This window comes from Halomonas sp. H2 (assembly GCF_050215315.1).
Lineage (GTDB): Bacteria > Pseudomonadota > Gammaproteobacteria > Pseudomonadales > Halomonadaceae > Vreelandella.
On record NZ_CP189760.1, the window covers coordinates 3,401,581 to 3,424,021 of the forward strand.

General features: G+C 56.1%; 18 protein-coding genes. 5 read left to right on the forward strand and 13 right to left on the reverse strand.

From position 1 onward, the window contains the following. Positions 1-32 precede the first annotated feature (32 nt). A complete protein-coding gene (locus ACQE2I_RS15830) occupies positions 33-1,409 on the forward strand; it encodes an aldehyde dehydrogenase family protein (RefSeq protein WP_427029013.1) in 1,377 nt (458 codons plus the stop codon). A 155-nt stretch (positions 1,410-1,564) separates the two neighbouring features. On the opposite strand, the gene ACQE2I_RS15835 is transcribed toward ACQE2I_RS15830, so the two are convergent. From ACQE2I_RS15835 to ACQE2I_RS15875, 9 genes are all read right to left on the reverse strand, one after another. Continuing rightward, complete coding sequence (locus ACQE2I_RS15835; protein WP_427029014.1) at positions 1,565-2,686, reverse strand: Gfo/Idh/MocA family protein; 1,122 nt, start codon at positions 2,684-2,686, stop codon at positions 1,565-1,567. Positions 2,687-2,761: 75 nt separating this feature from the next. Then, the gene (locus tag ACQE2I_RS15840) at positions 2,762-4,264 is read right to left on the reverse strand and encodes a CoA-acylating methylmalonate-semialdehyde dehydrogenase (protein ID WP_427029015.1); all 1,503 of its coding nucleotides are present in this window, start codon (positions 4,262-4,264) and stop codon (positions 2,762-2,764) included. 36 nt (positions 4,265-4,300) lie between these two features. Further along, on the reverse strand, positions 4,301-5,203 hold the full coding sequence (gene iolE, locus ACQE2I_RS15845; protein WP_427029016.1) for a myo-inosose-2 dehydratase: 903 nt from the start codon (positions 5,201-5,203) through the stop codon (positions 4,301-4,303). Positions 5,204-5,289: 86 nt separating this feature from the next. Next, positions 5,290-7,137, reverse strand: a complete 1,848-nt coding sequence (gene iolD / locus ACQE2I_RS15850; protein ID WP_427029017.1) for a 3D-(3,5/4)-trihydroxycyclohexane-1,2-dione acylhydrolase (decyclizing) — start codon at positions 7,135-7,137, stop codon at positions 5,290-5,292. A 1-nt stretch (position 7,138) separates the two neighbouring features. Further along, positions 7,139-9,097, reverse strand: a complete 1,959-nt coding sequence (locus ACQE2I_RS15855; RefSeq protein ID WP_038478787.1) for a bifunctional 5-dehydro-2-deoxygluconokinase/5-dehydro-2-deoxyphosphogluconate aldolase — start codon at positions 9,095-9,097, stop codon at positions 7,139-7,141. Positions 9,098-9,187: 90 nt separating this feature from the next. After that, positions 9,188-9,985, reverse strand: coding sequence for a TIM barrel protein (locus ACQE2I_RS15860; protein ID WP_427029018.1), 798 nt, complete (start codon positions 9,983-9,985; stop codon positions 9,188-9,190). Positions 9,986-9,994: 9 nt separating this feature from the next. Next, complete coding sequence (locus tag ACQE2I_RS15865) at positions 9,995-10,885, reverse strand: ATP-binding cassette domain-containing protein (protein ID WP_427029019.1); 891 nt, start codon at positions 10,883-10,885, stop codon at positions 9,995-9,997. A 1-nt stretch (position 10,886) separates the two neighbouring features. Continuing rightward, the gene (locus tag ACQE2I_RS15870; protein WP_009285992.1) at positions 10,887-12,017 is read right to left on the reverse strand and encodes an ABC transporter permease; all 1,131 of its coding nucleotides are present in this window, start codon (positions 12,015-12,017) and stop codon (positions 10,887-10,889) included. Between the two features lie 54 nt (positions 12,018-12,071). Continuing rightward, positions 12,072-13,022, reverse strand: a complete 951-nt coding sequence (locus ACQE2I_RS15875) for a sugar ABC transporter substrate-binding protein (RefSeq protein ID WP_427029020.1) — start codon at positions 13,020-13,022, stop codon at positions 12,072-12,074. A 207-nt stretch (positions 13,023-13,229) separates the two neighbouring features. On the opposite strand from ACQE2I_RS15875, the gene ACQE2I_RS15880 reads away from it, so the two are divergent. The 4 genes from ACQE2I_RS15880 (at position 13,230) to ACQE2I_RS15895 (ending at position 16,882) form a co-directional block, all read left to right on the forward strand. Then, positions 13,230-14,093, forward strand: coding sequence for a MurR/RpiR family transcriptional regulator (locus tag ACQE2I_RS15880; RefSeq protein ID WP_427029021.1), 864 nt, complete (start codon positions 13,230-13,232; stop codon positions 14,091-14,093). Between the two features lie 43 nt (positions 14,094-14,136). Then, a complete protein-coding gene (gene iolG, locus ACQE2I_RS15885) occupies positions 14,137-15,132 on the forward strand; it encodes an inositol 2-dehydrogenase (RefSeq protein WP_427029022.1) in 996 nt (331 codons plus the stop codon). A gap of 86 nt (positions 15,133-15,218) precedes the next feature. Then, entirely contained in the window at positions 15,219-16,022 is an 804-nt protein-coding gene (gene iolB / locus ACQE2I_RS15890) for a 5-deoxy-glucuronate isomerase (protein ID WP_427029023.1), read from the forward strand. A gap of 119 nt (positions 16,023-16,141) precedes the next feature. After that, positions 16,142-16,882 (forward strand): sulfite exporter TauE/SafE family protein, encoded by a 741-nt coding sequence (locus ACQE2I_RS15895; RefSeq protein ID WP_427031492.1) that lies wholly within the window; start codon positions 16,142-16,144, stop codon positions 16,880-16,882. On the opposite strand, the gene ACQE2I_RS15900 is transcribed toward ACQE2I_RS15895, so the two are convergent. From ACQE2I_RS15900 to ACQE2I_RS15915, 4 genes are all read right to left on the reverse strand, one after another. After that, positions 16,879-17,583, reverse strand: a complete 705-nt coding sequence (locus ACQE2I_RS15900; RefSeq protein WP_427029024.1) for an HAD family hydrolase — start codon at positions 17,581-17,583, stop codon at positions 16,879-16,881. The genes ACQE2I_RS15895 and ACQE2I_RS15900 overlap by 4 nt on opposite strands. 86 nt (positions 17,584-17,669) lie before the next feature. Next, positions 17,670-20,345 carry an EAL domain-containing protein gene (locus ACQE2I_RS15905; protein ID WP_427029025.1) on the reverse strand — a complete coding sequence of 892 codons (2,676 nt, stop codon included), beginning with the start codon at positions 20,343-20,345 and terminating at the stop codon, positions 17,670-17,672. Between the two features lie 127 nt (positions 20,346-20,472). Then, a complete protein-coding gene (locus ACQE2I_RS15910; protein WP_427029026.1) occupies positions 20,473-21,777 on the reverse strand; it encodes a TRAP transporter large permease in 1,305 nt (434 codons plus the stop codon). Positions 21,778-21,823: 46 nt separating this feature from the next. After that, entirely contained in the window at positions 21,824-22,387 is a 564-nt protein-coding gene (locus ACQE2I_RS15915) for a TRAP transporter small permease (protein ID WP_427029027.1), read from the reverse strand. Positions 22,388-22,441: the final 54 nt, after the last annotated feature.

The following is a 22,441-nucleotide window of genomic DNA, read 5'->3' on the forward strand; positions in this document are numbered from 1 at the left end:
TAACACCTGCACGCTAATGGGGAGCCGGGCATATGAGCAATCCGTTTGAGACGATATTCCACCGCCAGAAAACAGCTTTTCTCAGCGACCGCACGAAATCGCGCGGCTGGCGGCTAGATCAACTCGCGAGAATGGAGCGCATGCTGCTCGAGCATCGCGAACGCTGGTGTGCGGCACTTCATCAAGATTTCGGCAAGCCGCCGTTCGAACAGCAGTTCGAGATCACCGTGCCGATGGGAAATATCGCCTATTATCGCGACAATCTGGACCGGCTGATGACACCGGAAGAGGTCGAAATCCCCGAAGGGCTGGCAAAGCTCGGGCAGCGCGGTGTGATCCGACGCGAACCCTATGGCGTGACGCTGGTGATCGGGCCATTCAATGCGCCGATCCTCCTGTTGCTCGATCCTGCCATCGCGGCGCTGGCAGCGGGCAACCCATTGATCCTGAAGCCGGCCAACACCACGCCAGCAACGGCTGCGCTCTTCGCGGAACTGGTGCCGCAATATTTCGAGCCCGAGGACGTTTCCGTGGTCACTGGCGGACGCGAGGAGATCTCAGCGCTGCTGGAATTGCCCTTCGACTTCATCTTCTTCACCGGCAGTTCGGCGGTGGGCAAAATCGTCATGCGTGCGGCTGCCGAGCACCTGACGCCTGTGATTCTGGAACTGGGTGGGCAGAACCCGACCATCGTCGACGAGACCGCAAACCTTGATCGCGCCGCCGACGCCATCGCCTGGGGGCATAACGCGATCTCGGGTCAATGGTGCATCGCGCCCGGTTTCGTCTGCGTACATGATAGTGTCGCAGACATTTTTGTCGAGAAACTGAAAGCTGCGGTCACGCGTATGTACGGGACCGATCCGTCGCAAAGCCCTGACTTCGCGCGCATGATCAGCGAGAAAGATGCGCAACGCGTTGCTTCCTACATCCTGCCGGACAAGACCGTACTCGGGGGGCGCTTCGATGTGCCTGCCCGCTACGTCGAGCCCACCCTGCTCTATCCTTCCGACTGGTTGGATCCAGCGATGCAGCAGGAGGTGTTCGGCCCGGTGCTGCCGATCCTGCGCTACGGCGACATGAGCACGCTGATCGAAAAGCTGAAGACAAGAGACAAGCCGCTGGCCGCCTATATCTTCAGCCGCGACGAGGCGACGATCGAGCACTTTCTTCAGTCAGTGTCCTTCGGCGGCGGCTGCGTAAACCTGACCAATCTGCATTGCTGGGTCGGCTCACTGCCCTTCGGCGGGGTCGGCAGTTCGGGAATGGGGAAATATTACGGCAAGGCGGGGGTCGATGCACTCAGCAACGCTAAGTCGCTTTTGATCTCGCCCGCCGACAAGACCGTCGATGTCTATCCGCCCTATGAGGACAAAGATATTGGCGCGATGCTGGCGCCGTTTTCCTGACATAAAGGTTTCCCTTCTCGCAATCCTTAGCGGCCTTGTCCTGATTGTTGTTTGTAGCGTTGCAACTGGAGGGGCCGCCGCGGTGTACTTTGCGAAAAGCCTGAAGTGAAGTACGCCTTTATCCATCAGCATCATCAGGCACAGGGCTGCTGATATTAGACTTGCACCCACTGCCCCGTCTGATCTGATGTTTCGATGGCATCTATCATACGATTCACCCGCGCGGCTTCGCGGAAGTCTGGATAGAGGGGAAGATCGTTAATGATACCTTCGACCAGATCACGCACCTCGATAATCTTCTGATCGTTATAGCCCAAACCATGGCCCGGTGCGGGGCTAAAGGCCGCATAGTCGGGATGTTCCGGGCCTGCCAACAGAGTAGTGAACCCGCGCCTGCCGTGGGCATCGCCGTGGCGATACAGCTGCAGCTCGCTCATGCGCTCCTGGTCAAACACAATGGCACCTTTGGTGCCCGTTAGCGTGTAGGCCAAGCCCATTTTGCGACCAGCCGCCACCCGAGACGTTTCGATATTGCCGATTAACCCTTTATCAAACCGCAGCATGGCCTGGGCCTGATCGTCGTTTTCCACCGCAGCCATACCACTCCCGTCGGCATTGGGCCGATTGGGGATGACAGTCTGTAGCTGGCCGCAAACCTCGCTAATCCGCTGCCCGGTTAAAAATTCGGCCATATTGAGAATATGCGAGCCCACATCACCTAACGCACCGGCGCCTGCGGTCGCGCGTTTGGTATGCCAGTCGTGGGGCTTGTGCGGGTCGAGCAGGTAATCCTCATTGTGCCGTCCACGAAAGTGAATCAGCTCACCAATTTCACCGCTGGCAACAATCTGACGAGCCAACTGGGTGGCAGAATTGCGAATGTAGTTAAAGCCCACCAGAGTTTTAACGCCCGCCTTTTCAGCCGCGTTAACCATCTCGTCGGCGTCTGCCGTGCTCAGCGCCAGCGGTTTTTCAGCGTAAACATGCTTGCCAGCGGCAATGGCGGCCAGCGCCATCTCTTTATGCAGGAAGTTGGGCGCGCAGATATCCACCACGTCCACCTCACTATCTTCTACCAAAGCGCGCCAATCGTCGGTGGCGCGGGCAAATCCCCAGGCCCGCGCTCGGCTCTCTGCAGTGGCAAGGTTAACGTCCGCCAGCAGTTCGCAAACGGGCTTGGCGGGCAGTTCAAAAACGCTGGACGCCGCATTAAAGGCAATGGCGTGAGCTTTGCCCATAAAGCCAGTGCCGATCAGGCCAATCTTGAGGGTTTTCATTGTGGTTACCCCTGTTCTAAAACAATAACGCCGGGCTGGGCCCGGCGTTGAATGATGTCGTGCCCCGTAGACTGCTTACATGGTCGGCATGGTGAAGTGGTTGGTCTCTTCACGAATGCCGCTGGGCCAGCGTTGGGTGATGGTTTTCATACGGGTGTAGAAACGCACACCGTCGGGGCCGTGCATATGCAGCGGGCCAAACAGTGAACGTTTCCAACCGCCAAAGCTGTGGAACGCCATGGGTACCGGAATCGGTACGTTAACCCCCACCATACCGACCTGGATCTGCTCGCAGTATTGGCGCGCGGCATCGCCATCGCGGGTAAAGATTGCCGTGCCGTTGCCGTATTCATGAGCGTTGATCATGCTGACCGCTTCGTCGAAGCTGGCCACGCGAGCAATCGCCAGCACCGGGCCAAAGATCTCCTCGGAGTGAATACGCATTTTTGGCGTCACATGATCGAACAGAGTGCCGCCAATAAAGTAGCCATCGCCTGCGATATCAACCGTTGTCTGGCGACCGTCGACCACGAGCTCTGCGCCTTCATCCACACCAACCTGAATATAGTCCGCTACCTTGTCGCGATGCTCACGGGTGATGAGCGGCCCCATATCGTTATCAGGGCCATCAACCAGGCCAGGCCCGACCGTCAATTTATCCAGTTCAGTCACCAGCTTTTCACGCAGGCGGTTGGCGGTTTCTTCGCCCACGGGTACAGCAACAGAAATCGCCATACAGCGCTCGCCTGCTGAGCCATAAGCCGCGCCCATCAGGGCACCCACGGCCTGGTCGAGATCCGCATCGGGCATAATCACCATATGGTTTTTAGCCCCGCCCAGCGCCTGAACACGCTTGCCATGTGCTGATGCGGTGGCGTAGATGTACTCAGCGATGGGTGTGGAACCCACAAAACTTACCGCCTGAACACGCTCATCGGTGAGCAGCACATCTACCGCTTCTTTATCGCCATTGACGACATTAAAGACACCATCCGGCAGACCCGCCTCTTTAAGCAGCTCGGCTAAGCGCAGCGGCGTAGAGGGATCTTTTTCCGAAGGCTTCATGACGAAGGTGTTGCCGCAGGCCAGTGCAATGGGGAACATCCACATGGGCACCATGGCGGGGAAGTTGAACGGCGAGATACCGGCGCACACGCCCAGCGGCTGCATCATCGAATAGCTATCAACGCCGGTACCGACGTTCATGGAGTGCTCGCCCTTCTGCAGGTGGGGAATGCCGCAGGCAAACTCGACCACTTCCAGGCCGCGAGTCACTTCGCCTTTGGCGTCTGAAAACACCTTGCCGTGTTCGCTGGAAATCAGCCGCGCCAGCTCATCGGTGTGCTCCTCAACCAGCGCTTTAAACTTAAACAGGATACGCGCGCGCTTTAGCGGCGAGACTTTTGACCAGGCGGCAAAGGCTTCGTCGGCGATGCGCACTGCTTCACGAGTTTCATCGGCGGTGGCTAGCGCTACCCGGGCGCTTTGTTCACCGGTGGCCGGATTATAAACCGGCGAAGAGCGCTGGCTCTGACCGGTGGAGAACTCACCATTGAGATAATGGGATAACATCTTCATAAAAGCTCCTGATTAAAAGGCGGCGACTGGCACTGTTTAGCTGGCAATGTCGAAACCTGCCTGCTCGGCAAGTTGGCGCAAGTTGCGATAACCCAGGCGGGCGTAAGTCAGCGGATGGGCGACTTCGGGGTCTTGTTCGGCTTCAACCACTAACCAACCCTGGTAGCCCTGTTCGCACAGGTGGGTTAAGGCGGGCAGAAAATCCACATTGCCATCCCCCGGCACCGTAAACAGGCCGTCTAGCACACCGTTTAAAAAGCTTTTGTCGCGATTGCGCACTGCGTCCAGCACCGGAAAGCGCAGGTCTTTGCAGTGCACATGGTGAATGCGCTGGCTGTAGCGTTTGGCGATGGCGAGTGGATCGCCGCCTGCACCTCGAAGATGACCAAAATCAAGCAGCAGGCCGACGCCTTCGCCGGTGTTGTCCATTAAGTGTTCAACGTCGGCCTGGCTCTCGATCACCGTGCCTAAGTGGTGGTGATACACCAGCTGAATGCCCTGGGATTTGAGGTAGTCGCCCACCACCTCCAGGCCATTCAGCAGGCGCTGCCACTCTTGCTCGGAAAGATGCGGTCGCTGGGAGAGCGGGCGCTCCTGATCACCGTGTACACAGTGGGTAACTTCACACAACACCATCACCCTCGCGCCGCACTGCTTGAGCAGGTTCATGTGATCCTGAATAGCGTCAATCTCTTCTTCAGGCGTGCGCTCCAACAGCTGCGCGGAGTACCAGCCCGACACAAGTGCCAAGTCGTGGGCGCTAAGCACCTGATTCAAGGCGTCGGGCGTGCGGGGAAACTTGTTACCTAATTCAAAACCACTAAAACCTGCCTCGCGACCCTCTTTCAAACAGGTTTCCAGCGGTGTTGCGCCACCCAGGCTGGGCAAGTCATCGTTGGTCCAGGTGAGCGGATTGATGCCTAAAGTAACCGTCGGCATAGCGTATTCCTTGTCATTTTTGTCTGAGTATTTTTGGCGTTAAGGCGCTTTACCCTATCGCCGACTCTCTGATGTTCTGCATTCGATTAGCGGGCCTGGCGCTGCTTAGCCTCGCGGTAACCTTGATAGGCTTTATTGACCGCTTCGCGCTTGGAAACCTCGGGCACGGCCACTTCCCACCAGGCACCGCCTTCTTGGGTGCTGGGCAGTGGGTCAGTATCCAGAGCAATCACATAGGTCGAGTTGGCGCTGCGAGCGCGCACCAACGCCTGCTCCAGCTCCGCAATGCCGCTTACCGATTCAGACTCACAGCCCAGCGCTTTGGCGTGGGCGGCAAAATCGGTTTTGGGAGCGCCGGCCTCGACAGTGCGGCAATCTTGCAGCAGGTTGTTGAACCCCGCGCCACCAGTGGCGTGCTGCAAGCGGTTGATACAGCCATAACCGCGGTTATCCAACACCACCACAGTCAGCTTGTGGCCCAGCATCACCGAGGTCGCCAGCTCCGAGTTGTGCATCAGGTAGCTGCCATCACCGACCAGCACCACTACCTCGTTGTCAGGTTTAGCCATCTTGACGCCCAGCCCGCCGGCAATTTCATAGCCCATGCAGGAGAAACCGTACTCAACGTGGTAGCTGCCAGGGCCCGAACATTGCCAGAGTTTGTGCAGCTCGCCGGGCAAACCACCGGCAGCGCAGACCACGGTAGTATCGCTGCCAGCTTGGCGATTAACTGCACCGATCACCTGAGCATCGGTGGGCAGCGCTAGCCCTTGATCTGCGGTTACACGGCGCACTATTTCGGCCCATTCGCGTTTGCGAGTGCCGGTTTGTTCGCGCCATTCATCGCTACCGCGCCACTCGCCCAGCGCTGCGTCGAGTTGCCCCAGCCCGATCAAAGCATCGCAGCTAAGCGGTAACGCTTGATGCTTCAAGCTATCGAAACGGCCAACGTTAAGGGCGATAAGTGTTTTATCGCTGCTTTCAAACAGCGCCCGAGAGCCAGTGGTAAAGTCCTGCAAACGCGTGCCCACCGCCAGAATGACATCCGCCTGCTCCGCCAATTGGTTAGCAGCTGCACTACCGGTCACCCCAATGGCACCTACGGCACAGGGGTGGCTATCGGCCAGTGCGCCTTTTCCGGCCTGAGTTTCAGCCACCGGAATACCGCGTGTTTTGGCAAACTCGGCCAGGGCATCGCAGGCAGCGGCGTAATGCACGCCGCCACCGGCAATGATCAGCGGGCGTTTAGCCTGCTGCAACGCGGTAATGGCTTGGCTTAGCTGGTATGCATCCGGTGGCGAGCGACGAATGCGATGCACGTTGGGGGCAAAAAAAGCCTCTGGGTAGTCATAGGCAAAGGTCTGTACATCCTGAGGCAGCGCCAGGGTTACAGGGCCGCAGTGTTCAGGATCCAGAAGCGTAGCCATCGCTTGTGGCAAGCTGGTCAGCAGTTGCTCTGGGCGATTAATCCGGTCGAAGTAGCGCGACACCGGGCGGAAACAGTCGTTGACGCTAATCGTAGGGTCACCGAAATGCTCCACTTGTTGGAGCACCGGATCCGGTTCGCGGGTGGCAAAGGTGTCCCCCGGCAGCAGCAGGATCGGCAAACGGTTGGCATGAGCGAGCGCCGCGGCGGTCACCATATTGGTCGCCCCCGGGCCGATGGAGCTGGTCGCCGCCATTAGGCGCTGGCGGCCATTGGCCTTGGCAAAGGCGATCGCCGCGTTGGCCATGGACTGTTCGTTATGGGCACGAAAGGTCGGCAATTCGTCTTGCACGTGGTAAAGCGCTTCGCCTAACCCCGCCACGTTGCCATGACCAAAAATCGCAAACACGCCTTCAAACAGAGCCACTTCTTGGCCATTTATCTCAATACGCTGAGCGGAGAGATACTTGACCAGCGCCTGGGCCATGGTGAGTCGAATGGTGCTCATCTTACGCCTCCTCCGTGTGGGCCAGCGTTTGCGGCTGCGCCTGCCTTAGTTGCCGCCAAGCCTTTATCAGCTCGGCATAGTTTTGGGCGACTCGCGCTACCAAGCTAGCGTCGTCGATACGCCCGGCCAGCCAATCACGACTCGCACTAGCAAATAGCGTGCGGCCAACGGTGAAACCCTTACAGCAGGCATGATTGGCTGCTGCTTCAAAGCCGCGTTTCATGTCGTCCATAGGGGCGTCGAGCCCGAGCAGTACAACCCCGCGGCAGTATGCATCCTCGCGCTCAATCGTCTCGCCCACCGCCTGCCAGGCAACATCCGTCATTGAGGGTAGCTTCCACCAGTCTGGGCGAATGCCTAGGTTGTAGAGTCGCTGAAGGCTGCGCGGTAGCGTCGTGTTATCGCTTTGCATATCAGCGGGAGGGATTATCTCAATCAGCAACTCCAGCCCATAAGTACAGGCCGCCTGATAGAGCTGGCGCAGACGCTCCTCCTGCTCTAGGCGCAGTGAGAGTTCATCGTCAGGATGGTAGAACACCAAGCATTTAATGATCTGCTCTCTAGGCCAGTTTCGTAGGCAGGCACCTAAATCATCGCCATGCTGGAAACGCAGCGGGCGTGAGCCTGGCAGCTCTACCGGTCGACCAATCCACCAGCCTTTTCCACTGGCATGATTGAGTGCGTCCTGACCCAGCACGTCATCAACCAGGATAGCGGGAGTGGAGATGCCGCCCAGCTTGGCGCCCTCTTCAGCGGCGGTGACCAAGAGTTTTTTGAGTGCTGGCAACCGCACGCTGTCGGCATGCTCTTCGCGGGCCATATCGGTGAGCTGGCGACGGTGGTCAAATGCCAACCCCAACACTTCGGGCCACTGACTAGGCACCCGGGTAGTGACGCGGTGCAGATGATTAAGGCGTTGATCAATATCCGGACGGGGTACCTCACCCCGGCGCGCCAAGTAATCAAATAACTCGTCTTCGGTGGGCATGGCGGGGGCACAGCCGTGGCGGGAGACCACCAACGCGCCACAGGCATTGGCGTAACCGGCGCTGGTTTGCCAGGGTTCATTGCGCAGCCAGCCGCGTAGCAAGCCACTCATAAAGGCATCGCCAGCGCCCAGTACATTGAGCACCTCGACCTGAACGCCCTTGACCAGAATGCCGTCTTCAATGCGGTCAGGAATAGCGCCTTCAAACACGACACAGCCCATGGGCCCCAGCTTGCATACCAGAGTGGCTTCGCTAACCTCACGTACCGCGCGCAAAGCGGCTAAGGTGTCCGTGCTGCCACCGGCAATATGAAACTCCTCTTCGGTGCCCACAATCAGGTCAAAATCCGCCAGCCAGCGCTGCAGATCGGTGGTCACGGTTGCATCCGAAATAAAGCGGGTTTCACCATCACCAGGGTTAGTCAGCCCCCACAGCACTGGGCGGTAGTCGATATCCAGCACCCGCTTCACGCCATGATGGGCGGCGGCGTCCAGCGCTTTGCGGCACGCCCGGCGAGTGGTATCGGTAGAAAGATGGGTGCCGGTAATCGCCAGCGCCTTGGCCCGGGCGATAAATTCAGGGTCGATGGCGTCGGCGTCGATGGCCATATCGGCACAGTCGCGGCGGTAAAATAGCAGCGGGAAGCTTTCGCGATCTTTTAACGCCAGCAGTACCAAGCCGGTGTGGCGCTCGGGGTCGGTTTGTAGCGCGGAGGTATCCACCCCCACTCGTGCTAATTCCTCGCGAACAAAATTGCCCATTTGTTCATCGCCGACCCGCGAGAGCATGGCAGACTTCAATCCTAAACGAGCGGTGCCGTAAGCCATATTGCCCGAGCTGCCACCTAGGTACTTGGCAAAGCTCGCCACGTCTTCTAAACGGCTGCCAATCTGCTCGGCGTACAGGTCGACCGCCACACGTCCCAGGCAAATCAGGTCAAGCGGCCGGTGTTGACTATTGTTATTCAGCATAAATGTCTCCCCACGTCACAAATTCGTGGTATCGGGCAAAAGAGGGCACTGGGCATAAAAGCGTCTTGGGTGGCTATCGATGAGGCTTACCTAAAATGAGAAGGCGTCCCGAAACCGCTTGAGTGCTAGTTCGTCGTCGCCAGAGGCCCAACCTTCTAACCCCACCGTGCCGCGATAGCCTATGTCGTTCAGCGCTTGAGCAATGGCCGGGTAGTTAATCTCGCCGGTTCCCGGTTCGCAGCGCCCCGGCACATCAGCCACCTGCACTTCACCAATGTAGGGCCCACAGCGGCGAAGTAATTCGATCAGATTACCTTCGCCAATCTGGGCGTGATAAACGTCCAACATGATGCGTAAGCTAGGCCTATCGACACTCTCCACTAGCGACAGGACATCTTCCAGGCGCGCAAACGGCACACCGGGGTGGTCAACGTCGGTATTAAGGTTTTCAAGCACAAAGGTGACGCCGTGCTGCTCACCGAGATCCGCCAACCGATTGAGTGTGTCGCGGGCTTTGAGCCACATAGCGCCGGTCATCTGTTGGCAAGGCTGAACGGGCAACCCATTACCATCTAGCCCGGTGCCGTGCAGGTTAAGGCGCGGAATGCCAAGGCGTTTGGCCACTTCAACCGACTCCGCGGCGGTACGTAGCAGTTCATCAGCACCGGCGGCATCCGCCAGGGTGCCGGTGACATAGCCGGTCATGGATGAAAACGTCGCCCCGCTATTGGCCAGTGCCTCGATGTCGTGCTTAGTCCAGTCCCAGATTTCGACCTGAAAACCCAGTTCAGAAATACGCTTAACACGCTCCAACACGGGCAAGTGGCGAAACACCATTTCGGCGCAGACGGCCAGCGTGAACGGAGATGATGGGGTTGGTTTATTCATTATGGCTCCTTAATAGCCGTTCGCCGTTCGCGGTGAAGAGAGTTCAGTGCTGCTTGTTTCATCGCCGGGCTGAGTGTCTTGACCGGCTAAGTTGGCCTTCTTGGCTTTATCGTCCCGCTGAAATTCCGCAAGCTCCGCATCCAGGCTTTCAAGCTCAGCGCCACCCGCCATCATGTTGAGCACTTCTTCGCGGCTGACTTCTTCTTTGCGAAAGGAGCCCAAACTACCGCCGCGTGACAATAGGGTGAACGCATCCGCCACTGGGTAAGCATGGTGGACATTGTGGGTAATAAAGATAACCGCAAGCCCATCGGCACGAGCTTTGGCGATGTAGCGCAGTACGACGGAGGCCTGCTTGACCCCAAGCGCTGAGGTGGGCTCATCAAGAATCAGCACCTTGGCACCAAAATAGACGGCACGGGCAATCGCCACACACTGGCGCTCCCCACCGGAAAGCGTACCCACCGGCTGGCTTGGGTCGCGCACATCAATACCGATTTTAGCCATTTCTTCTTTGGCAACCCGGTCGGCATACTTCCAATCAATCCGCTTTAAAGGCCCCCATCCCACCGTCGGTTCGCGCCCCATAAAAAAGTTACGGGTAATCGACATCAACGGCACCATGGCAAGATCCTGGAACACGGTGGCGATACCAGCATCCAGTGCATAAGCAGGGGACTTGAAACGGGCGGGTTCACCATCCAGTAGCATCTCGCCATGGGTAGGTTGGTGAACACCAGAAAGGGTTTTGATTAGCGTCGACTTGCCAGCACCATTATCCCCCAGCAGGCACATAACCTCACCGGAATAGACCTGCATTGAGATATCACTGATGGCGATGACACTTCCGAAGTGTTTGCTGACACTGCGCATTTCAATCATTGGAGTGCGTGTAGTCATGTTATTTAGCCTCCATCGCCTTTTTGCGCATGTAATTGTTGAATAGCACCGCCACCAGCAACATCACGCCCAGGAAGACCTGGAACCAGTCCGTATTAACACCGGTGTAAAAAATACCCATTTGCACCATGCCGAAGATCAGCGCACCTAGCGCTGCACCTATAGCGGATCCATAACCACCGGTCAGCAAAGCGCCACCGATCACCACAGCAATAATGGCTTCCAATTCTTTTAACAGGCCACGAATGGTGTCCGCAGAACCGGTATCCATCACCTGTATGCAGGCAAAGATAGTCGCGGAGAAAGCAGTGAACATGAACAGTGAAATCTTGACGCGATGGACGGGGACACCCGAATTGCGCGCCGCGTTAGCATCACCACCGCTGGCGAAGATCCAGTTGCCATAAGGTGTGCACAGCAGCACCCAAGTCGCTACAGCGGTTAAGCCTAACCACCAGACAATCGAGACGGGAATACCGGTGACCGTGGGGTTGCCCGCAAAGTTGGTTGCCATCCAGCCATTTGCCGCCATCCAGCTAAATAGTCCCGTAGCGACCTCTCCAGAGAAAAGCGCCGCGAACCAATCTCCGGGGATATGATCTTGCACTCCCCCCACCTGAGTACGTCCCGTCAACAACCGACTAGTACCGATGGCTAGGCCACGCAGAATGAACAGGAAGCCCAGGGTAACGATAAATGACGGCAACCCCGTTTTATTGACTAGATTACCGTTAATCCAGCCCACCAGACCTGCACAGGCGAACGCCAATAAAATTGCGGCCCACAGCGGCCAGCCATACTCCACCGCAGGGATGGCAATCAGAATGCCTGCCAAACCAATCATCGAACCTATCGAAAGATCAAACTCTCCGCCGATCATCAGCAACGCAGCCGCAGTGGCGATGATGCCGAGCTGAGCGGCAACTTCAAGAAAATTAATAATACCCGCTGGGGTAAACATCCCGGTGCCGCTGGAAGCAGCGATAAAAAAAGCAAGCACCAACACAGCACCGGCCAGGGCTCCCAATTCTGGGCGATTAAGCGCTTTCTTCCAGAAAGAGACTCTCTGGATACGCTCATCTTGAGGAGCGGTTGCTGGCGCAACCGATTGTTTCGTTTCAGTGGAATTCATAGTGACCGACTCCCAAGGCTCGACACCGCCGAGCCTTTTCCGATTAGATAGTTATCAACGGATGCCCTGGCTACTCAACTCAATGACCTGTGCAGCGTTTTCTTGAGTGACAAACCCTGGGCCGGTGGCAACATCCCCTGCGGGTAGCAGTCCGTTCTTGACGAACTGATCTAGGAACATGACGGGCAAGTAGCCCTGCATGTACTGCTGTTGGTCGATCGCGAAGTCCAGCTCGCCCGCATCCAAGGCTTCCAAAATGCCGGGTGAAAGATCAAAGGTACCGAGGGTGAACATATCGGTTGCCCCCTGCTCACGCATGGCCCGAATCATCGGATCAGCGGCCAATGCACCCAAGGTCAGCACACCGCGCACATCACTGTTCTCATTAAGGTAAGCGATAATGGCATTGCGAATGTTGGTGGGGTCGTAGGTGGTCGCTAGCTGCTCAGCATTGCCATCGAAGCCCTCGACAAAGCCATCACAGCGCTGGTCGAGTCCCTGGTTGCCTTGTTCATGGTTAACGCAGACGCCTTTCTCAACGCCCATTTCTTGCATGCGCTCAGCAGCCTGCTTCCCTGCTTCATACTCACTCTGCCCGATGTGCAGCCGGGCACCATAATCCCTTGCCACGTCGCCACCGGAGTTAATGGTGATGACGGGTATGCCGTTATCGACAGCATTTTGGACAACGCCGCCCAGGGCATTTTCGTCGGTAAAAGAGAGGATCAAACCATCCGGTTGAGACGCTACCGCCGCCTGTACGAGTTGCTGCATCTTGGCCATATCAAAGGTCGATGGAGCACGGTATTCCAGCTCAGCACCTACGAGATCAGCGGCTGCTTCTGCGCCGTTTTTCACCACTGACCAGAAAGGATCAGAGGGAACACCGTGGGTCACCATTACAAAACGGCTCTCTTCTTGTTCCGATTCCTGTGCTTGTGCGACACCTGCCATTAGCGCTGTGGTGGTGGCCGTGGCTATAAGCCAATACGGTAGACGTGTCATAGATTAATTCCTCTTCGTATTATCATTATTAGTTGGTGATGCGGTATCGCATGCAGTGACGCTATGAAATATAGATTCCAAAGTGGCAAACAATCAAATTATTTATTCTATATTTTGGTATAAGTGGAATATTTATTTCAAACAGCTAGACTGCATATCTAAGAGCCACTACAACCAGTGGCAGAGGCTTTAATCAAAGGAATTGCCATGGAGCAGCCGCCACAAAGCTACCGCGAGCTGGAAACGTTGATTACCGCCGAGTACGCCACGCTAAGCAAACGCTTGCAGCAAACCGCGCGCTTTATGCTTGATCACCCCCAAGAGGTTGCTCTGTCGACCGTGGCCAAAATTGCCGAGCAGGCGGATGTCACTCCATCCACCTTAATTCGCCTGGCTAATAGCTTGGGCTTTAAGGGCTTTTCCGAAATGCAGCAGCTGTTTCGCAGCCGCCTGGTCGATGAGCTGCCTAACTACACCGAGCGAATTCGCGCGGTACGCAGCGCCACTGGAGAAACACCGGATAGCACCCAGCTGTTATGGGAGTTCGCCGACGCCAACCGTGCCGTGCTTGAGCAGCTACCCAGCCGCATTAATCCAGAGAGCCTAGAGAAGGCGTTGGATATTTTTGAGAAGGCGCACGCCATTCATGTGATGGGTGCCCGGCGAAGCTTCATGGTAGCCAGCTACATGACCTATGCCTTAGCGCATGTGGATAAACCTGCGCTGCTGGTCAATGGTTTGGGAGGGATGTACGGCGAGCAGCTGCGCGCTATGAGCCAACACGACGCTCTACTGACCATCAGCTTCTCCCCCTATGCCGAAGAGAGCCAAAAAGCCTGCGAAGACGCCCATCAGCGCGGTCTACCCATTGTGGTGATTACCGATTCGAACCTTAGCCCGCTGGCTCGCTTCGCGGATGTCGTCTTCGTGGTCAACGAAGCCGAAGTAAAAAGTTTCCGTAGTTTGACCGCGTCGCTCTGCTTGACCCAGACCTTGGCAATTGCCCTGGGGGTGCGGCAAGACAAAACACGCGACAAAGAAAAAGGCCAGGACAAACAACGTAAGGCCTAAACACCCAAAGCAAGCCAACAGTAAAAACAAAACAGGAGAGCTTATGAAACTCGCGCTTATCGGCGCTGGGCGGATCGGCAAAGTGCATGCCCAGGCCATCTATTCACACCCAAACGTTACGCTGGTTGCCGTGGCTGATTTTCATCAGCCTGCCGCAGAAGCCCTGGCCGAGCAGTACGCTAGCCGAGCGGCCTCCGTGGATGAAATCTTCGCAGATGATGAGATTGATGCCGTACTGATCGCCTCAAGCACGCCTACTCATGCGGAGTATCTAGAGCGTGCCGCCCGTACAGGCAAGGCGGTTCTGTGCGAAAAACCTATCGCCCTGGATTTAGCGCGCACGCGCGATGCCCTGCAAGTACTTAGCGAACACCCGGTGACCTGCGCGTTAGGCTTTAACCGTCGCCACGACCCACAGTTTGCGGCACTAAAAAAGGCCATTACCGAAGGGCGTATAGGCGCGCTGGAAACATTGACCATCATCAGCCGCGACCCCTCTCCCCCACCTGCCGAGTATGTGGCTGAGTCGGGCGGCCTGTTCCGCGACATGATGATTCATGATTTCGACATGGCACGCTGGCTGCTAGATGAACCAATTGAAAGCGTCTTTGCCGTCGGCAGTAGCATCATCGACCCAGCGATTGGCGAAGCAGGTGATGTAGATACGGCGATGGTCACCCTCACAACGGCCAGTGGCAAGCTGTGCCAAATCAGCAACTCACGACGCGCCAACTACGGCTACGATCAGCGTATCGAAGCCTTTGGCAGCCAAGGCATGCTGCAAGCCCAGAACGAGAGTGATACCCGGCTGCGCTTCACCGGTGAAGCAGGCCAAGTGGAAGACAAACCCAAGTGGTTCTTCTTAGAGCGCTACGCCCAAGCCTACCAACTTGAAATTGGCGACTTTGTCGCCGCATGGAAAGAGAAACGTGCGCCACTCGCCGGTGCCCAAGATGGCCTAGAGGCGTTGCGCTTAGCCGATGCAGCGGAGCTTTCATTGCGTGAAGGTCGCAAAGTTCTGCTTGACGCCTCGGTCTAATTAGACGCAAGCGGGTCTGTGGAGACCCTTCATATCGTAAACGGCTAGCGGCTAACAGGGCAGCTAGTCATCAGAAGGAACGACATATGGCTTCCCTACTGGTACGCCCCACCGCCCCAGACACCCAAGGCACCGTGATCGACGTTACCCCAACATCGGCTGGCTGGCAGCATGTCGGCTTTCGGGTGCATAAACTCGCCAAGGGCCAGCGCCTGGAGGCCAGCAGCGATGACCAGGAAGTATGCCTGGTGCTGCTCACCGGTCGCGCCACGGTAACTTGCGGCGAGCACCGCTTTGAAGATATTGGCCAGCGTATGGATATTTTTGAGCAGATCCCGCCCTATGCGGTTTACCTACCTGACCATGTTAGCTACTCGGTGGAAGCAACCACGGACTTAGAGCTAGCGGTGTGCGCCGCCCCAGGGCATGGCAATCACGCCCCTAGGCTAATCGCTCCCGACAAAATCAAAAAAAGCACCCGTGGCCAAGGCACCAACACCCGCCATGTTCACGATATTCTGCCGGAAACCGAGCCCGCCGATAGCCTATTAGTAGTCGAAGTATTCACACCTGCGGGTAACTGGTCGAGCTACCCGCCCCACAAACACGATGTGGATAACTTACCCCACGAATCACATCTGGAAGAGACCTACTACCACCGCATTAACCCTGAACAAGGGTTCGCCTTCCAGCGCGTTTACACCGATGACCGCAGCCTTGATGAAACCATGGCGGTGGAAAACGGCTGCTGTGTGTTGGTGCCCAAGGGCTACCATCCAGTAGGCGCCTCCCATGGCTACTCGCTCTACTACTTAAATGTGATGGCGGGGCCCAAGCGGGCATGGAAATTCCACAACGACCCCGATCACGAGTGGCTGATGAACGCTTGATGGAACGACTCTTCGCCCGCTAACGTTTATTGGATGCTATGCTAACTAGCCCCGCCGATGCGGGGCTTTTTATTATTCGTATTCCTACGGTTAGCTATTTCATTTATCCAGAGGCTTCAATGCTCCCCGAATACTCCGTCATCGCCTGGTTGTTAATTGCATTTTCCGTTTACCTGACCGGCGTTTCAAAAGGTGGCTTTGCGGGTGGTTTTGGTACGCTCTCGGTACCGCTCATGGCGCTGGCGATCAGCCCCGCCCAGGCAGCGGGCTTACTATTGCCGCTATTGCTGGTGATGGACGTGTTTGCGGTGAAAGCGTGGTGGGGCAAGCAGGACGCCACTGAGGTCTGGCGCTTTGTGCCAGGACTGTTTATCGGCGTGACGGTAGGGACGCTGCTGTTTGGCAGTTTGAGTGAACAGGGCTTACGCTTGACGCTTGGCATTATCACCTTACTGTTCGCCGCTTACATGCTACTCAAGCCCGTCGCCAAAAAGCCCATTTCTTCCCGCTGGGCATTGCCAGCGGCGAGCGTCTGCGGCTTTACCAGCTTTATGGCCCATGCGGGCGCGCCGCCGCTGAATGTCTACTTACTGCCGCGTAAACTGCCTAAAGAAACCTTTATCGCCACCTGCGCGGTGTCGTTTGCGGTGGTCAACGTGATCAAACTGGCCCCCTATATGTGGCTTGGTGAAATCAACGTCACCAGCGCCTGGGCGTCGCTGCTGCTGGTGCCCATCGCCTGGATTGGCGTGCGTAATGGCCTGTGGCTGCAAAGCCGTGTCAACGAAGCGCTGTTTTACCGCTTAGTTATTCTTGCTATGTTCGTGGTGGGTATTAACTTGGTGTGGCAGACCATTTAACATCCACTGGAAACAGAGGTGAACGCCGCTGTTCGCCAATCCAAGCGCTGCCACCCTTCAACGCTAGCCACTTCTGCCAGTACCGGGTCAGGGTTAACCGCTACGGGACAATCCACGTACTGCAGTAGCGGGAGGTCGTTGCGGGAGTCAGAATAGAAGGTAGTGTGGCTCGGGGTGATTTGCTGTTCAGTCAGCCACTGTTTCAGACGCAGTACCTTGCCGCCACGATACGAAAAGATGCCTTCACTGCTGCCGATATAGCGCGCCTCTTCATTAATGCCGCGCTCAACGCTTAGTTCTACCGCCAGCACGTGCCCAATGCCTAGAATGGTCGCAATCGGCTCGACCAGATGACGTGATGAAGCGGAAATCAGTAGCAGGGTATCGCCTGCCTGACGATGCGTTTCCAAGCAGGCCCAGGCTTGTTCAAAAATACGCGGCTGCAGGTGGGTGGCTACAAACCGCTCTACCTCTTTTTGCACATCCTTCACTCGACGTCCGCGCAGCGGTGCCAGTGTCATAGCAAGATACTCTTCAAGCTTGAGTTTGCCTGCGTGATAGGCTTGGTGCATTTGCTCCGCTCTCGCCATAAAAGCGTCGGCATCGCTGATCCAACCTTGCTCTATCATCCATAAATTCCAGCGGTCGCTGCAGTCTCCATCCAGGAGGGTGTCATCAAGATCAAACAGAGCCAGGCGCATGGGAGCACTCCTTTCATCGCGGGTTAACGGCGCGTAGGGTATGCCAAAGGTGATGACAAGACGATGACGCTGGCGATGACAAGGTATTAAGGTATTAACCACTCCGCGGCAAACTCTTCCGCCGGTAATGGCCGTCCAAACCAATACCCTTGCGCTTCATTGCAGCCCATTTCGGCAAGCAAATGAGCTTGTTCCTGGGTTTCGACACCTTCTGCCACAGTCTTCATTTCTAACGCCTGCGCCATGGCAATGATGGTTTGCACGATGGTGCGATCATTTTGGTTTTCGAGCATTTCGCGGACAAAAGAGATATCGATTTTCAGCGCGTCGGCGGCAAAGCGCCGCAAATAGGAGAGCGAGGAGTAGCCCGTACCAAAATCATCAATGGAGAGCGCGTAACCCGCTTTACGCATAGTGTGAGTAATCTCAATGGCTTGGTCGGGGTCGCGCATAAAATCGCTTTCGGTCAGCTCAAGTGCAATAGCGCTCGGCGAAACGCCAGCGGTGAGGTGCGCAATGTGGCGGGTGAGCTCTGGGTCGGCAAACTGTTGAGCCGATATATTAATCGACAGCCTCCCTGGCAAGCCTCCCTCCGTCTGGTTATGCCAGACCATTAACTGCCTTGCCGACTCTTCCAGCACCCAATCTCCTAAAGCACGAATTAAACCGCGTTCTTCCGCTAAAGGGATAAACTCACTGGGGCTTACCCAGCCCCATTCGGCGTCAAACCAGCGACACAGCGCCTCAGCACCAGTCAGCAGGCCGCTGGTAAGATCTACTTGGGGCTGAAAATAGAGCTCCAGCCGGTGCTCGCTAATAGCGGCGTTGAGTCGCTCAGTCATCCATTGGCGTCGCTGAAGCTCATAACGCATGGTTTGGGTATAAGGACAGGTATTATTTTCGCGCTGCTTAGCATGATGGAGGGCAATGCTGGCAGCGTTAAATAACTCTTCTGCTCCCGCCACATCTTGCGGATAACAGGCAAAACCAATACTCACATCAAGATGAAAGACGCGACGCTCTAGATGCAGCGGCTGCGTTACCGCTGAGCGTAACTGGTCGACCAGCACACCGATGTCACTGTCATTAGTATTTGCTATCAATAAAGCAAACTCGTCCCCAGATAAATGCGCTAACGAGCCATACGCATGGCTCGCCTGCTGTAAACGATCCGCTACCGTCACTAGCAGTTGATCCCCCACCTGGTGGCCATACAAGTCATTCACTTCTTTAAAGCGGCGAATATCTAAGCGCAGCAGGGCAAGCCCACGCTCATTTTGCAGGGCCTCATTCCACATCTGCGCTAACAGCTCCATGAAACGAATGCGGTTAGGTAAACCAGTGGTGCTATCCCGGTAAGCCAGTTGGTGCATGTGGCGGTGATCGCGTCGGCGCTCAAGTTCTGCTGCGGCACCAGTGGAAAGGATTTGTAGTACCGAGGTGGCAAACGCATTAGTGGTCAGCGGTTGGCGATAAAATACGATCATTACGCCAATCGCTTCCCCATTAGCATTATCCAGGCGACGACCAATCCACGCTCTTGTCGATAATGTTGTTCCCGACAAAAGTAGCGGCGGCCCGTCATTCACTACAGCTTCGCGCTCGAGCACTATCTGCTCGCTGGGTGAGCCTCGCAGAGCAAAGGATTGCTGTTCAAGTTGCGCGCCCTCTACCACCATGCTGACAGTGACCGCCTGTCCAACGGCTTTTTCGTCACGTTGAGGGGGCGTATCGAGCAGCGCAATAAAGCCCGCATCAGCCTCCAACACCTCCACCAAAGTAACGATCAACTGCTGAAAGTAGCCATCACCCACCCGTGTGGTGACCGTGGAGGCCACCTGCATGACGGCATTTTGTACCCGCTGAGACTCTTGCTGGTCGGTGACATCGGAAATGAACCCCTCCAAACAGACGACTTCGCCCGTCTCATTGATGACCGCCTGCCCCTGCTCCCACATCCACCGGTAGCTACCATCGCGATGGTGTAGCCGATAAACCATGCGATAAGGCCGCTTGCCAGCAATAGCCAACTGCACCTCGCGAAAGAGTTTGTCCTGATCGTCAAGATGAATAAGCGCGGCAAAACTAGTTAGCCGATTATTTTGCAACTCGTCAGGCCGGTATCCGGTCAACGCCTCAGCGCCCTGGCTCACCAGTTGCATAGTCCAATCACGATCATTCAAACAGAGGTAGGCCATACCCGGCAGATGATTAAGCAGTGTCTCCAAACGGCGCTCACTCTCGCGCGCCAGCGCTTCGCTTTTTCTTAAGGCCTGTTCCGCCTTTTGTCGGCCAAGCTCGGCCCCGGCCTGGGCGGCGGCGATTTGCAATATTTCATTGGCTAATGCATCCAACTGCATGGGAGAGTTTTTGAGCACTGCCAGTAAACCGATGACAGCGCCATCCGCGGTGTAGAGTGGCAACCCCAAATAGCTATCGGCGCCGAGCTCATAAAGCAGTTTATCGTCGGGAAAGCGTGACTGAACATCACATTTATATAAGCAGAAATCGCGGCCTACTACGGTTTCGCACGGTGTGCCGGTTAGCGAGTAGGTAATATTGTTGAGCAAGCGACCATTTGACCAAACCGCTAGCGTTTCCACTTGGTATTGCTCAGTAACATCAGCGACGAGGACATGATCAACGCCTAAAATGGCTGCAAGGCGCTCTACCAGCGTTGCATAAAAGCGAGGCGTTCCACTGTGCCCAACCCCTTCGGCTAACTGGCGAAAAATATCTGCCGCCTTATTCCTTATATGCATTGGTGGGCTCACTTATTCCCGCTTTTCCTTCAGCTTAGCTCGAACAGCGAGCACAAAGAAGTGCCGTTTAAACACCCAAGCCTTCGCCAAGACGGTTTGGGTGTTTCAGTCTGGCGCTGATGGGCATTTAGCGCGTCATCGCCTCAGGTAGGTAGAGGGCAATGCCAGGGAAGATATGCATTAAGGCAATCGCCAATAGCATCAGTAGGAAAAATGGCAGCGTGGCTTTGGTAATGGTCAAAATATCCTTGCCGGTTAGCCCCTGAATCACGAATAGGTTGAAGCCCACCGGCGGCGTAATCTGCGACATTTCGACCACCACGACCAGGTAAATACCAAACCAGATAAGATCAAATCCCGCAGCACTCACCAGCGGCATAATTATCGCGGTTACCAGCAGAATTAGCGAAATACCATCCAAAAAGCAACCCATTACCAACAGCAGCAACGTTAGCGCAATCAATAGCATGGTGGGTGAAAGGCCCATCTCACCAATCGCCGTTGCCAGCTTTATCGGCACCTGGGTAAAGCCCATGGCCGAAGTCAGAAACGAAGCACCGGCAATAATGAACGCAATCATACAGGCGGTGCGCACGGCGGCAAACAGCGAGCTTTTAAAGGTTTCGCGGTCAAAGTGACCGTTAAAGCGCGCAATCACAATCGATAGCACCACGCCGACGGCGGCGGCCTCGGTAGGCGACGCTAACCCGCCATAAATCGAGACGATAATCCCGCCAATCAGTAGCAAGATAGGAACCAGGGACCAGGTATTGCGCAGCTTTTCAGCAAAGCTCATGTTTGATTCATCTTCGCCGGTAAGCCCTTCGCGGTTACCTTTAAGTAACGCCCACAGAATGAGATAGGTCATGAACATCGCCAATATCATCAGCCCCGGGCCGATACCGGCCATAAACAGCCTGGAAATCGACTGCTCGGTCACTACGCCATAGACAATCAGTACGATAGAGGGCGGTATCAACAGCCCCAAGGTGGAAGCGCTGGCCAGGGTGCCAATCGCCATATTGCTATCGTAGCCCCGCCGCTCAAGCTCTGGCAGGGTCATTTTACCCACCGTGGCACAGGTGGCGGCCGAGGAGCCGCACACCGCCGCAAACATGCCACTGCCAATGATATTGGTATGCAATAAACGCCCCGGCAGGCGGTTTAACCAGGGCGAAAGACCACGAAACATATTGTCGGCAAGCCCTGAGCGAAACAGAATTTCGCCCATCCAGATAAACATTGGCAACGCGGTGAGATCCCAGCCGTAGCTGGCCCCCCAGAAGTCTGACGCTAAGATAGATGCCGGTGAGAACGAGCTGAAGAACTCTAGCGCTATCCAGGCCGTACCGATCAGAGCGAAGGCGATCCACACCCCACTGCCAAGCAGCAACACGAGGGTAAATAGGGTGGCAAGACTTAGTAGTAGCACGAGGAACTCTCCGGTTTAGAGGGCAAAAAAGCGGTTAATGTCACCTTTAGTGCTCCTCGCTGTCATCAGCCGCGGTGGCCTCGCGAAAACTTGAGGGATCGTGTGCAGCGATACGTAGCGCCATAAATAGGGCTTCAGCCAGGGCCAAACAGAGCAGCCCGACGCTTGTCGCGAGTACAAGCTGGGGAATCCATAGCGGAATCGACAAAAATCCCGATGAAACATCGTTGTACGCCAAGCTTTCTCTGGCCAGTTCAATCAGGCCGTAGCTCAGCATCAGGCTGATCGCCAGCGCGATAACCAAACAAAACACCTCGAACCACACGCGAATGGCCGAGGGTAATCGTGCAATTAGCAGCGTTACGCGAATATGCGCATGATGCACAAAGGTGTAGGCCAACCCCAGGAAGGTCGCCCCAACCAATAGGTAAGAAGCAATTTCCGACACCCCGGTGATACTCAGGCCCAAACGGCCCAGTCCCACCAGCACTAATAGTGCATCTACCAAGCGAAAGGTCACCTGAATCGCTATCAGCGCACAAATAACCACCATGCACGCCGCTGCACCCCAAGCACCCAGACGATAGAGTTTGTCGAATTTAAACGTCATGTTCGCAGCCTCAAGAAGCGCGTGGGAGAAGCAAGGGCGGCGGCAATGCCACTG

Bases quoted from the DNA above. Each gene is read 5' to 3' on its own strand.
- iolD (WP_427029017.1), bottom strand. From the start codon at position 7,137: ATGAGCACCATTCGACTCACCATGGCCCAGGCGCTGGTCAAGTATCTC.
- ACQE2I_RS15900 (WP_427029024.1), bottom strand. From the start codon at position 17,583: ATGCGCCTGGCTCTGTTTGATCTTGATGACACCCTCCTGGATGGAGAC.
- ACQE2I_RS15870 (WP_009285992.1), bottom strand. From the start codon at position 12,017: ATGAATTCCACTGAAACGAAACAATCGGTTGCGCCAGCAACCGCTCCT.
- iolB (WP_427029023.1), top strand. From the start codon at position 15,219: ATGGCTTCCCTACTGGTACGCCCCACCGCCCCAGACACCCAAGGCACC.
- iolE (WP_427029016.1), bottom strand. From the start codon at position 5,203: ATGCCGACGGTTACTTTAGGCATCAATCCGCTCACCTGGACCAACGAT.
- ACQE2I_RS15905 (WP_427029025.1), bottom strand. From the start codon at position 20,345: ATGCATATAAGGAATAAGGCGGCAGATATTTTTCGCCAGTTAGCCGAA.
- ACQE2I_RS15895 (WP_427031492.1), top strand. From the start codon at position 16,142: ATGCTCCCCGAATACTCCGTCATCGCCTGGTTGTTAATTGCATTTTCC.
- ACQE2I_RS15880 (WP_427029021.1), top strand. From the start codon at position 13,230: ATGGAGCAGCCGCCACAAAGCTACCGCGAGCTGGAAACGTTGATTACC.
- ACQE2I_RS15865 (WP_427029019.1), bottom strand. From the start codon at position 10,885: ATGACTACACGCACTCCAATGATTGAAATGCGCAGTGTCAGCAAACAC.
- ACQE2I_RS15835 (WP_427029014.1), bottom strand. From the start codon at position 2,686: ATGAAAACCCTCAAGATTGGCCTGATCGGCACTGGCTTTATGGGCAAA.
- ACQE2I_RS15830 (WP_427029013.1), top strand. From the start codon at position 33: ATGAGCAATCCGTTTGAGACGATATTCCACCGCCAGAAAACAGCTTTT.
- ACQE2I_RS15840 (WP_427029015.1), bottom strand. From the start codon at position 4,264: ATGAAGATGTTATCCCATTATCTCAATGGTGAGTTCTCCACCGGTCAG.
- ACQE2I_RS15875 (WP_427029020.1), bottom strand. From the start codon at position 13,022: ATGACACGTCTACCGTATTGGCTTATAGCCACGGCCACCACCACAGCG.
- ACQE2I_RS15915 (WP_427029027.1), bottom strand. From the start codon at position 22,387: ATGACGTTTAAATTCGACAAACTCTATCGTCTGGGTGCTTGGGGTGCA.
- ACQE2I_RS15860 (WP_427029018.1), bottom strand. From the start codon at position 9,985: ATGAATAAACCAACCCCATCATCTCCGTTCACGCTGGCCGTCTGCGCC.
- iolG (WP_427029022.1), top strand. From the start codon at position 14,137: ATGAAACTCGCGCTTATCGGCGCTGGGCGGATCGGCAAAGTGCATGCC.
- ACQE2I_RS15855 (WP_038478787.1), bottom strand. From the start codon at position 9,097: ATGCTGAATAACAATAGTCAACACCGGCCGCTTGACCTGATTTGCCTG.